Below are 12,998 nucleotides of genomic sequence, written 5' to 3'. Positions count from 1 at the left end.
ATGAGTATGCTTGCCTGTCATAAATTTTAAATGTGCTTTTTAAAAACGATTTTGCTTGCTGTAGGTGTCTTTAATTGAATAAAACAATATAATTTGAAGTTCACGTTGTGAATTTATCAAAATAAATAAATATAGACAATGCTAGTTGGCGTTTTTATGTTTTTTTAACAGCTTGCAATTCGAAGAGCTTTAGTCGTTGATATAGGTTTTTTTTTTGATGCAATTTCCATGAACACCAGTTAAGTAGCACAATTGAGTGAAATAAGGATCTTAACTGTTCAATGTAAAATGTGACTCCGAAGGTGTCAGATTACGTTTAAAGTTTAAATGCATTTTGTCTGGGACTGAGGCTGGTTTTGTTGAATATCAAAGCAAAAATAAAAGCCATCTCTTGCGAGATGGTTTACTATCCTTTACTCCGAAATCTTAGCCCAGCTAATTTTCTGATAACTTCTCAGATTAAAATAAAGAAGTAGAATCAATATTGGGATGGCAACAAACAAGCTGTAAGGAATAAAGCTTAATCCGTAATTTATACCTCCCAGAAAGCCGCCAGAAACCATTAACAACATCCCTTTAACAAAATTACCACCAAAGTCATTGGTATTTCTTTCTACAGAGAATGGGAACTGTGGGTTTTGCCACGAAAATAGTAGGGAGGTAACCAGAAATATGGAAAGTGCACCAAAAATGATATCATCCAGCACCTGAATTCCCCAAATGTACAAGCAAACACTTCCGATGATTACCATTGTTGGAAGATAAAATTTCACCATTACCGATTTAAAGGCACCCATCAGAATTTGTCCCGGGTTCGATAAGGGAAGTGATCGGTAAAACCAGCTTGATTTAGGTTCATCGCTATAGGCCAATTGATGTGTGATACTAAAAGCAAGAAAAATGCTTGTGTAAATAAACCAAAGGTATTTTTGACTTTCAGCCAATGTCTCCAGATTGAATGCCTCTTTCGATTTAAATGCAAACACTAAGCAGAAAATAAGAATGTAACCAAAAGAAGGAAACACGCTTTGCTTGTATTTTCTCTCACGTCCACTCATTAACCATACCATTTTAAATGCCGTGGCTTCTTCTGTTGTTTTGCTAAAGATCTTACTCAGTCGATCAATAAATTGATTTTTCTCTTTGCTTTCTGTTTTTGTCTTTTTCTTCTTATCACTTGCAACATCTAATTGAGCCAAAGCATAATTAAACTTCGGAGCCAAAACTTTTATCACAAAAAATAGACTCAATACCGGAATTAGTATAGCTAATAAGGAAAAAAGAAGGTGAGATCCATCGTAAATGCCATTAATATATGCATCGAAACTACCACTCATCCATACAGGAGGAATTAAATAGGAATACCACTCAATAGACATGCTGATGTTGGCAAGGTCATATAGATCCATCATTCGGGGCATTAATTGGTAAGCACCCATAAATAAAATAGCCATTCCTATTTGAAAATATACAATGATGTCTTTTAATTTTTGCCCATTGACCACATTCATTAAGCCTAAATAGAAAATATTGGTTAAGAATAAAGTGAAAAGAGCCGAAAGAACAATTAGTAGCAATAAAATTAGCATGGCAATAAAACCATGATTTACGATCGTTACAATAATCATCACAAGAGATAATGAGAGACTCGTTTGTAGCATATAGAATGCGATGTGCAGAATCTTAGCCAAAACCAATGTGCGGCTGTTAATGGGGCGGGGCATCAAAATGCTGTTGTCTCTAGTGTCTATTAGTACATTGCTAAATTCAGATATCATTAGCATGGCAATCATCACCATGATAAATGCAAAAAAGATGGTGTAACTTACCAGATCGTTCTCAATTCTAATGAGACTAACTACCATAAGTCCACCTAAGAATGCGTAAATAAAAGATTGTAGCCAAAGCTGATTGTTTGAATCTTTTCCTTTTTGCGACATGGACATACTTCTGCGGTTATCCATCATTAATTTCACTTTCAGAATGCTGCAAAGATGCTCGAAATCCACACCCATTGCACGAATAATTCCTCTGAATGGAAGTAAACTGAGAAGTATTATTTTTACCATACTTTAGTTCTCAAATACATGAATAATCTCTTCTGCTTTTTTGCTGTGACCCGAAGTTCCCGTAAGCTCGGTGAATAGTTTTTCTAAGGATCCGGTATGATCTTTTGAATTCAAGTCTGCAAAACTGCCATCGGCCACAATATTTCCATTGTCAATTAGAATAATCCTGTCGGATATTTTCTCGACTACATCCATAATGTGCGAACTGTAGAAAATGGTTTTACCGTCTCTGGCCAATTGTGTGAGAATTTCTTTTACAATAATTACCGAGTTGGCATCTAATCCCGATAAGGGTTCATCCATAAAAATGATAGCAGGATTGTGAATTAAACCTGAAATGATTAATATTTTTTGCCGCATTCCTTTCGAGAAGGAGTTGAGGCGTTCATCGGCATGGGCTTTCATCTCAAATAAATTCAGCAGCTTCCCAATTTTTTGATTGATGTCATCATGAGCCATTCCGTGCAATTCGCCTACAAACTGAAGATATTCTCTCGGTGTTAATGTGTCATACAAAGCTGCATTTTCGGGAATGTAGCCAATTCGCTTTTTAATTTCGATTGGCTGCGTTCTTAAGTCGTATCCGAGAATCGTAATATCGCCTTCGAAATCAGGCAGTAAGCCGCATAGTATTTTAACTGTCGTTGATTTCCCAGCACCATTAGGTCCTATGTAGCCAATAATTTGGCCCGGCTGAATTTCAATGTTAATTCCTTTTAATACTTTATTTGCTTGTCTGCCATTTTGGTAGCTTTTCTCTAAATTCTGAATGGAGATAACTGCAGGTGATTTTTCCAGCATAAGATATTGATTTCGTTTTCTGTGACATAAAATTAAATATTCAAAAAGTTACTGCCAACTATTACAGGATTTATTGTTAAGCTTTTCGACTTAAGCCTTAAAATGGAAGAGTAAATGTTGTTTTTACTCGTTTTGTTAAGATAAACTGACAGTATTCTATAATTTTAGCTTATTTCATGTCTTAATGACAGAAGTTTTCTCTTGGCATAGGCTTTGCCTATTCCTCATTCGAAAAATTGTAATTCAAAATTTAAAAACGATATAACTATGTCAACAGGAAAAATTGGTGTTACTAGTAATGATCTGTTTCCAATCATTAAGAAATTTTTATACTCAGATCACGATATCTTTTTGCGTGAAATTGTTTCCAATGCAGTAGATGCAGCCCAAAAATTGAAAACTTTAGCTGCAACCGGCGAATTTAAGGGAGAAGTAGGAGATCTAAAAGTTTCAGTTGCGCTTGATAAAGAAGCAAAGACGATTACTATTTCCGATAACGGTATTGGTATGACTCAGGAAGAGATTGAGAAATACATCAATCAGATTGCCTTTTCGGGAGCTGAAGAGTTCATGGATAAGTACAAGGATCAGGCGAATGCCATTATTGGTCATTTTGGATTGGGTTTTTACTCTTCTTTTATGGTATCCGATAAGGTCGATATTATTACTCTTTCGTGCAAAGAAGGTGCTGAAGCAGTAAAATGGAGCTGTGAAGGAAATCCAGAATTTACTTTAGAGAAAGTAGAGAAAGCGGGTAGAGGAACTGACATTGTAATGCACATTTCAGAAGAGGAAGAAGCCTTTTTGGAAGAGAGCCGTATTCAGGAATTGTTGAATAAGTATTGTAAGTTTTTACCTGTTGAGATTTCTTTTGGAAAGAAAAAGGAGTGGAAAGATGGTGCTAATGTAGATACTGAAGAAGAGAATATCATTAACGATACAAATCCTACCTGGACTAAGAAGCCAGCTGATTTGAAGGATGAAGATTACAGCAGTTTTTACCATCAGTTGTATCCTGCAGGCGAGGACCCATTGTTTCACATTCACCTGAATGTTGATTATCCTTTTAACCTGACCGGTGTACTGTATTTCCCGAGAATTAAGAACAGCGTTGAAATTCAGAAGAACAAAATTCAATTGTATTGCAATCAGGTATTTGTTACCGATTCGGTAGAAGGAATTGTTCCGGAATTTTTAACCATGCTTCATGGTGTGATTGATTCTCCGGATATTCCATTGAACGTATCCCGTTCTTACTTGCAAAGTGATGGTAACGTGAAGAAAATTGCCAGTCATATCTCCAAGAAAGTTGCCGATAGCTTGCATGATATTTTTAAGGCTGACCGTGCAGATTTTGAGAAGAAATGGGATGATTTGCGCATGTTCGTTCAGTACGGAATGTTGACTGAAGAGAAATTCTTCGATCGTTCTAAAAAATTCATGTTGTTCAAAAATACCGAAGGAAAGTGTTTTACAATTGAAGAATATGAGGCATTAGTTAAAGAAAATCAGACCGATAAAGATGATAATATCATTACTTTATATTCTACTGACGTAGATGCTCAGTATACTTATATTGAGGCTGCAAAAGCAAAAGGATATGATGTATTGGTAATGGACAGTCAGTTGGACAATCACTTGATTAACCACTTGGAGCAAAAAACATCGACTACAAAATATGTTCGTGTTGATTCTGATATCGTCGAAAAATTGATTCAAAAAGAGGAGGTTAAAGCATCTAAGCTTAGTCAGGAGCAAAGAAATGATTTGATTCCTGTATTCAATGCTCATTTACCTTCGGGAAAAGTAAATTATATCGTGGCTTTCGAATCGTTAGGAGAGGAAGCACAGCCATTGATGATTACTCAAGCTGAATTTATGCGTCGTATGAAAGATATGGCTGCCATGAACGCTGGAATGGGATTCTATGGTGAAATGCCTGATTCTTACAACTTGGTTGTAAATTCTGATCACGCTTTAATTGAGACTATCCTGAACGATAAGGATGCTAAAATGGGTGAAAAACTTGCTGAGGTTTCAGTAAAACTGACTCCAATTTTAGAGGAAAGAGCCCAATTGGATGCTTTGAAAAAGGACAAGAAAGAAGAAGAAGTTCCTCAGGAGGAAAAAGATAAAATGGCTGAGGTTCAAAAGCAAATCTCTGCGGTGAGTGCTGAAAAAGAAGCATTGCTAAAAGGATATGGTAAGGACAATCAATTGGTGAAACAATTAATCGACCTTGCATTGCTTGCCAACAACATGTTGAAGGGCGAAGAATTAGCAAAATTCGTAAAACGAAGTGTTAATATGATCAAATAGTGATCGTATTCATATAATATCTAACAGCCGGACTTTATCGTTCGGCTGTTTTTTTGCCGATAATTGGAACAAAGGCCTGTGTTGTAAGAAGAATAAGTGATGCAAAAGAAAGGTATCGGCAATGGTATGTTTCCTTTGAATAAAAAGGGAGTCGATTCAATTGTGATGTGGATTGCACATTTAAGTAAAACGTCCACCTCTGACGGTGATGATGGTTTTAAGAAATTGTGAAACGACCACCTCTGACGGTGACGACGGTTTTAGTAAATTGTGAAACGACCACCTCTGACGGTGATGACGGTTTTATAAAATTGAAAAACGGCCACCTCTGACGGTGATGATGGTTTTAGAAATTGTGGAACGACCACCTCCAACGGTGATGACGGTTTTAGAAAATTTTGAAATGAGCACGAACGTCGGGCTTGGTCGAAAAATAGTTTAGAAAGTGATTACGCCAGTGATTGAGGATGTTTTACTAAAAAAAGAAGGTGGGGAAGTGGTTTGTTTTGACACTGTACCGCAAAGTGTGTAAGTATCTAATACCACAGAACTCATTAATGAACCATTAACAAACTTGCTTCAGTAGCTACTTGTTCGAGCCTCAATGTCTTCACCTAAGACTAGTTGTTTTACGTTAGCTGTAAATGCATCTAAACGTTCTTGTTTTATTTCGTGTACTCCAACAATTTAAAACGTTAGCTCCAATATCAAATAAAAGCCACAATCATTATAAGTGTGGCTTTTCTATATATATTTCGCGGTACGCTGAAAATATTTCGGATCTAACTATTATTTCATAATAAAAAAGAATCTTACTCTTGAACATTTAAGTTCATAATAATTAATTGTTCTTTTTTTACTAAACTATTAATAAGATCACTTTCCATCTCATACTGTCCATTCTTCTTACGCAAGAGTATTTTGTTGTCGAGATCAGAGTTACTTACTTTAAATGTTATTGAATTATCTTTCACTTCGACAATATCAAGTTCATGGTTTATTTCTTCTGCATAACTAAATAAATAAAAAGTTGCTGTCTTTTTAGAAATATCAAGCTCTACTGTTGCCCATCCCCTTGGATCTGCAGATTCTCCTTCTAATCTTAAAAACGACCCATCGAAGCTTCCAATCCATTGATTAGGAACAGAACATAGATCTATATGGTCTTGCTTAACAGCCATATTTGTGGTTTTTAACGCCATTTTACTATTTGCACCATTTTTACATGCTAAAGTTAAAACCAACAATAAATAGACTAAAATTTTCATTTCTTCTCACATTTTATAAATACTAATAATTTTTTTTCATAAATCTTACGCAAAAATATCAATGCATAATAAAAGTAATTTATTTTTTCATATTGATTTAAAAGCCAATAATTTCATATATATATATCATCACAACTTTTATTTTCATAATCTTATTGGTACTAATAATCATACCCAAATTCATTTAAAAATCCATTTTTCAAATGCATATTAGTTTTGCCTTCTAATTCATCATTATAGAATTTCTCGAAATGTTCCAACACATCTTTCATTGGTGTTGCTGGTTGGGGTTTCCCCTTAAATTTATATCTACTATTATCTCCTTTACATGGAAGACTAGCCCATATTCTACTACCACATTTTCTTGTAGCCTTTTCAATTTCTCCTTTAATTATTAAGTCAATAAATTCACTACAACCTGCGTGATACTTCATTAGAACTATACAGAATTTATCCTGCGACTCTTTACTAAAAGAATTTATATTATGCTTTTCCCTTTTCAAAGAAAGATTTGTGTCGTCCCAAGTATACGTCATTACTTGATAAGCACCAGCAGCACTAGACCCCCCATAATTTTTTCTTGGATGATCACTTAAATCTGATATTTTATTCCCTCCGAAAGCAGTAGTGTATCCTTTTTCAAAATCATTTGTAACATAAATGACCTTATTCGTTTTTTCATCAAATGATTTAATAATTTCTCCAGTACCTTCACCGATTCTTAACATTCTCATATATGCTCTAACTTTCGCTTCTTCGGCTGAAATTACTCTCATCCTCATCATCTGTTCCACAAAAGCCACGGGATGAAAATGATAAACCACAGGATTAGCTATTGGAAATGGACTAAGTGGTATTGCTTCTTCTTTTTTATCGCCGTATGCCATTCTTTCGTAAATCCATTTACCTGCTTTATAGGTTAAATATCCTCCCATAGTAACAGGAGAAGTCATTAGAGCTCCATTAATAAACTTGGTTCGATAACTACTTTCACGTACTTCAATATCTTCCCAAATGGCTAGCTGTTTTACTTTGGCTTCAAATGCATCTTTTCGCTCTTGTTTTATGGCATCTAATTCTTGCTGATTGGCTAAAGCTTTGCCATCTGCATCTTTCTCAATGGCTTTTGTGTAAAATTGTTCAAGTTCTGCTGTAAGTCCGCTTAAATACTGTCCTCCATAGGCCCACTCGTTATGATGCTTACAGACCAAATGCGATAGTTTTTCGGCTGCATAATGATTATTTAAAGCTCGTTGCAATTCGTAGGTTTCTAAAATGCCATCTTCATCTTCGTCTACAATGGCGCAAACATCGGCAAAAAAAGGCTCTTTATTATCGAAGTTGTAGATATATGTATTAGTCGCATCTTCTTTTACTTCAAAGCCAAACTTGGTCCAATCGTATGCCGAAAAAAGGTCACCCAAATCATCTTTACTAATTAAACCTTTATAATTGATTGCCACTCCATTTTTCTGCAAACCAATTGGTTCTATATAGTACCATTCCTTATCGTCTTTGTCTTTATAGGTTTTTCCTTCTTTTATATTTACAATTGTATCGACTACTATTTTTGTGTTTGTATTTTCATCGTCGGGACTGATAAGGTAAATTTCCAGAACGTCTTTGTTGAGCCTAAAATAGGTTTTGCTTTCGTTGGTCGTTGTTGCTACAGGAGGATTCGCAACTGCCACTGCTGTATCTACTGCACGATTCTGAGCTCTATAACTGGATACTGAGGACACCCCTGTAGTTTGATCTGAAACTTCATCTGTAAAAGCTAGTTGTACTGTAAAGTTTAGTGTTTTTTCTTCTATATCTTCGTTCTTCACCCAGAATCTAAGACCTTTATTATCATCTAAATAGGTCACTCGTCTCTGTTCACCTTCAAGCTTTTTATTTAGCTTTACCGTATCACCTATTTTAGCAATATCTCCAACAATTTTATTGAAATTGGTCAGCCTAGTAGCATCGCTTTCATCACTAAAGGTATATATGTCTGACGCATATGTATTTGGAAGTTCCGTGTCTCTGTCATCAACAATAACTTCAAGGTTGTCTACTTCTACTTCGATATACGCTAGGGTGGTTTTACCTGTCTTTTTAACTGGTGTATTTGTTATCAGTTTTAACGAAAATTTCTTTTTAAGCTCACTTCCTTCGCTAAGTTTTGCAAAATTATTGTTTTTATCGCCATCCATATTAACGTTAGTTAAAAATGGAGTCACATCATCGGGAGTAAAAACTTCAACGTGAGCACATCGATGTTCTTTTTTCTTTTCGAAACCATTCAAGCCAGCGTAACCTATAATGTCTCCTGCTTTTACTTCAATGCAAACATTCTTAACCTGATCTAAATCTTCATTTGTCAAGGTTAATACATCTACAATTGTTAATCCGTCGGTATGGCAATATCCAGTGAGGCTTTTACCATCCATTTTTTTAACTTTTAGCCAACCTGTTTTACCTTGGTCTTTTTCATCAATTTCAATGGATGTGCCTCTTGGTAAAAGCTGTTTTACATCCGAATCTTTTTCGGCTTTTTCACGCAAATTTGCCCCTAAATCTCCATCAATATCAGTATCCGGCTCTTCTAACACTTTACCCGTTTCATGATCAAAACTAAATTTGCCATTCTCTTTTAAAGCATAGGCATAACCTTCAATAACTTTCCCCAAAGGTGTAGTATATTGCACTTTCCATCTGGTCTTCTCTTTATTTGTTTCCTTTATGGTAAGTGTCTTACCTTTGGGCGCTGTTGCTAATACCGATCCACCACTTTGTGTCAATCTGATACGCACACCTTTCACTTTTTTGTTGGAATCATTAGCCGTATCGGCAACCGTATACGAATCTATCTTGTAAATTTTAGGAAACGTTTTGGTCTGCATTTCCTCAAAACTGCTCAAATGATTGTATAGAGAATAAAAAGTCATCTTTAGCTCCTTGGGACTTACATAGTCGTGCTGAATCAATACAAAAGCATTGGAATACTTACCATTAAAATTTGCTGTATCCTCAAAGTATTTTTCAGGTACTCTGTAGGCAATTATTTTTCCATCGGCAATGGCTTTTATTGGATTACTTCCCTCATAATGAATCCCTCCGTGCCAGGTATTCATTCGTCCTATGGGATAATATCCTGTTCTGTTAGATGCGCCTTTTAAATAGAATGGGTATTTATCGTTGCCATTTTTAGGATCAACTGGATATACAAATTTCATAATTTATTTTTTAATGACTAAAATCAATATCCGGCAATACTCCATTTTTTTCTGCCTCTTCCCGAATGGCATCCTGATTTGTTTGTGCATCGCGAAGATCTTGGCTTAAATCGGCACCTGTAACTACGCCAACAACACTTGAAACCATTTTTTGAGCAATGGTAATTTCCGGAAAAGGAATTTCATTGATTGGTAAGCTTGTTGTAGGACTTGGAGCAGAGGTGCTGATTAAGATGTTTGGCTCGCCCGACATAACGATGCCGCCGTGTGCGGTCATATCGCCCTGACAAACTACGGGTACTCCGCTGATAAGTACCGACGGATTTCCCTGAGCAACGACATCGGGAGGGCCTACACATACGCACATATCGCCCATAAGAGCGGCTGGTTTTCCGTTAATTAATACATTGGGTGCTCCGGGGCCAACTATTGGCCCGCCTACATGAGGAATGAGTCCGCTACACATCGGACAAACGTGCATACTTCCTACTGTTGCGATTGGTTTTCCAGCCATACTATTCGTTATTTGGATTTTTAAAATCTGTTATCAAATTTGATTCTGTACTTTATTTCAGAAAAAATGGAACTTATCCTCTAATTCCTCTACTAATCAGTAATAAATAGGACCAAAACAAGTAACCGAGGTGACTAAGGTAATTATTCTATTTTATATAACAAATTACAAATAAAATAATAGCGCAGATACTTTAACAAAAAAAAATAACATTAACACAATGTAAAAACAAACAGAACTCTTTAACTTATTGGTGTTGAAATCCCCTGGAATCAAGAATTGATACTGAAAGAACAGGTGAAGCTCAAAATAATTGGATGTATTGTGTTTTGTGGAAAAGGTACAGCTTACTATAAGTTGTTTTGGGTTTTCTTGCTTGTGAAGAGCAAGTCTAAACAGAATTTTATCATAAAAAGTCAATGAGAATGCCAGTTTGTGTGCGTGAAGGATTGAAATGGAAACCCCGCAGCGCTGATTCAATATTCAGGAGAGGAGATAAATAACGAAACCTGTTTGATACAGGTGTAAAACACCAAAGAGGAAGGCGAGGAGTTGGAATGGAAAGCCTGACCCGAAGAATTGAGGGGCACGCCCCCAAAAAAATGCCGTTCCAAATGAATGAAACGGCATTAATTGATATTATCCCGCAAAGAGTGTCGGTGATATTTTTTTTATTTCTTAGATTTCTTCTTGCTGTTTCGTTTCTTATTTGCAATTGCCTTTTGCCGACCTTTGGAACCCGATGGAGTTTTTGAATTTTTAGCCGATTTCTTATGAAAGGCACCACTGGCTAAATCCAAACGGATGGTGTTTTTAACTTTAATATTTCGTGTCTGTATTTTCTCATCCTCAAGCAATTGGCTTGTAAATACCACTTCGGTTGGTACCAGTCCTATTTCAATAGGCTTGTTAATTAAGGCTTCTACCTTTTCTATCAATTCCTCTTCGCCCTTATTTACAAAACTAATGGCAGTACCATCTTTTTCGGCACGACCAGTACGACCTACACGGTGAACATACTCAACGTGGTTGCTCGGAATGTCGAAGTTAATAACGTGGCTAATATTTTCTATATCGATACCACGGGCAGCGACATCAGAAGCAATCAAGACTCTTGATGTTCCTTCTTTAAAGTTGGTTAGTGCTTTAATCCTCGTGTTCTGTGCCTTGTTCGAGTGAATCACACTCAAATCTTCGCCCAAAAATTCCTCCAATCGATTCACAATTCGATCGGCATTCTTCTTGGTCTCGGTAAATATCATCACCTTGTTAAATACCTCTTTGTCTTTTAAAAGGTGCTTAAGCAGTGCTATTTTACTTAGAATGTTAGGAACTTGATATTGAATTTGATGAATGTTCTCTACGGTAGAAGCCTGTGGAGCAATTTCTATTCGCTCTGGCGATATCAGGAAATCATCAGCTAATTGTGCAACTGTATCCGAGAATGTTGCTGAGAATAGTAAGTTCTGATGAGCTTCAGGTATGATTTCGAAAATTGCTTTTAACTGTGGCATAAACCCCAGATCCATCAATTTATCAGCCTCATCAATCACAAGGGTTTTTATCATGGTGAATTTCAGGATTCGGGTCATGTAAATATCCATTAAACGACCAGGAGTTGCTACAATGATATCGATACCAGAGTATAATTTTTCCTTTTGTGTATTGATGTTGACCCCACCATACACACCAGCAGCACGAAGATTGATATGAGGAGAAAGTAATTCAATTGTTTCAATTACCTGTAAAACCAATTCACGGGTAGGAACAACGATTAATGCTCTTGGATCAAATCCTTGCGCATAGTTTAATTTCATTAAAATCGGCATCAAATAGGCCAGGGTTTTACCTGTTCCTGTTTGAGCAATCCCAATTACATCTTTACCTGCACGAATAGGGGAAAATACTTTTTCTTGTATTTCTGTTGGTTTATCGAATCCCGCCTCGTCAAGCGCCATTCTAATCTGTTTGCTTATTTTGATGTCGTCAAATGAAATCATTACCATGGTATTTGAAAATTTGTGCAAAAATAGGCAAATAAACCGACATTAGCGTCCTTTCATTGTTGATCATCCTTATTTGTATGACTATTTAATGCTTTAAATTAGTTCCAAATTTGTTGAATTTCGTTTTTTATGGCTGAAATTGCTCTTGCAATGGCTGGTTTTTGTTGTTGCATGTGCGATTCAATAATGGCCTTGCACAAAACAATGGAAGAATCTCCAGGTGCTACTTGTCCGGCTTCGGTATTAATTAGGCGAATCATGCTGTCTTTGGCATTTTTCAATTGCAGCCATGACTCATCAGATACATATAGTTGCTGAGCAAGGTTGTGTTCGTATTCCGTACGAATAGCAGCAATTAGTTTTTGCTGTAATTGTAAGTTTGTTAAACCACTCGCATTTTCCCTTATAATTAATGATTCGGGATGAATACGTTCCAGAAAGATAATTAAGCGTTCACAGGCCTGAAGCCGTATTGGAGTTGTTTGTTTTTGGTTTTTCAACAAAATCTGATGTTTGATTTTACGTTCTTCGAGCTTTAAAAATTGCTTTATCAGCAGATAAGCAGTGGCAAAAACAACTAATGATGGAAGGATGTACTTACTAATTTCAAGAATGTCTCTCATTTTTATGGTTTCTTTTAGATATTTCGTTTTTTATGGATACCCTATGTACTTAAAAACATTATATTTGTTTCGGATCTGATGTATTTAATTAGATCCCGCACACAGTAAAAATTTTGTTTACAAGGGGGAAAGTTGTACACAAAAGTATTAAGCAATTTACTAAATCCCTAAATTAAT

Annotated in this window: 9 protein-coding genes; 2 read left to right on the top strand and 7 right to left on the bottom strand. The window is 36.0% G+C overall.

Annotated elements, in window-relative coordinates; translation table 11 throughout:
• Positions 1–413: 413 nt before the first annotated feature.
• Both ALGA_RS01885 and ALGA_RS01880 read right to left on the bottom strand, forming a co-directional pair.
• Positions 414–2,069 (bottom strand): hypothetical protein, encoded by a 1,656-nt coding sequence (locus tag ALGA_RS01885; protein WP_096427689.1) that lies wholly within the window; start codon positions 2,067–2,069, stop codon positions 414–416.
• 3 nt (positions 2,070–2,072) lie between these two features.
• Positions 2,073–2,870, bottom strand: a complete 798-nt coding sequence (locus ALGA_RS01880) for an ABC transporter ATP-binding protein (RefSeq protein WP_096427688.1) — start codon at positions 2,868–2,870, stop codon at positions 2,073–2,075.
• Between the two features lie 267 nt (positions 2,871–3,137).
• Between ALGA_RS01880 and htpG the strand changes: the two genes are divergently transcribed.
• Together htpG and ALGA_RS23435 are read left to right on the top strand one after the other, a co-directional pair.
• Positions 3,138–5,189 (top strand): molecular chaperone HtpG, encoded by a 2,052-nt coding sequence (gene htpG, locus ALGA_RS01875; RefSeq protein ID WP_096427687.1) that lies wholly within the window; start codon positions 3,138–3,140, stop codon positions 5,187–5,189.
• A 99-nt stretch (positions 5,190–5,288) separates the two neighbouring features.
• Positions 5,289–5,420 carry a hypothetical protein gene (locus tag ALGA_RS23435; protein ID WP_262496442.1) on the top strand — a complete coding sequence of 44 codons (132 nt, stop codon included), beginning with the start codon at positions 5,289–5,291 and terminating at the stop codon, positions 5,418–5,420.
• Between the two features lie 581 nt (positions 5,421–6,001).
• Here the strand turns inward: ALGA_RS23435 and ALGA_RS01870 are convergent.
• The 5 genes from ALGA_RS01870 to ALGA_RS01850 form a co-directional block, all read right to left on the bottom strand.
• Positions 6,002–6,457: a hypothetical protein gene (locus tag ALGA_RS01870; RefSeq protein WP_096427686.1), complete on the bottom strand. Its 456-nt coding sequence runs from the start codon at positions 6,455–6,457 to the stop codon at positions 6,002–6,004.
• Between the two features lie 161 nt (positions 6,458–6,618).
• Positions 6,619–9,678 carry an SH3 domain-containing protein gene (locus ALGA_RS01865; RefSeq protein WP_096427685.1) on the bottom strand — a complete coding sequence of 1,020 codons (3,060 nt, stop codon included), beginning with the start codon at positions 9,676–9,678 and terminating at the stop codon, positions 6,619–6,621.
• A gap of 10 nt (positions 9,679–9,688) precedes the next feature.
• On the bottom strand, positions 9,689–10,192 hold the full coding sequence (locus ALGA_RS01860) for a PAAR domain-containing protein (protein ID WP_096427684.1): 504 nt from the start codon (positions 10,190–10,192) through the stop codon (positions 9,689–9,691).
• Between the two features lie 671 nt (positions 10,193–10,863).
• On the bottom strand, positions 10,864–12,192 hold the full coding sequence (locus ALGA_RS01855) for a DEAD/DEAH box helicase (RefSeq protein ID WP_197705674.1): 1,329 nt from the start codon (positions 12,190–12,192) through the stop codon (positions 10,864–10,866).
• Between the two features lie 104 nt (positions 12,193–12,296).
• Entirely contained in the window at positions 12,297–12,821 is a 525-nt protein-coding gene (locus ALGA_RS01850; RefSeq protein ID WP_096427683.1) for a DUF7935 family protein, read from the bottom strand.
• Between the last annotated feature and the right edge of the window lie 177 nt (positions 12,822–12,998).

Source organism: Labilibaculum antarcticum, assembly GCF_002356295.1.
Classification (GTDB): Bacteria; Bacteroidota; Bacteroidia; order Bacteroidales; family Marinifilaceae; genus Labilibaculum; species Labilibaculum antarcticum.
The sequence above is the reverse complement of the archived record's forward strand: the minus strand, read 5'-3'. Positions and strand labels throughout refer to the sequence as shown.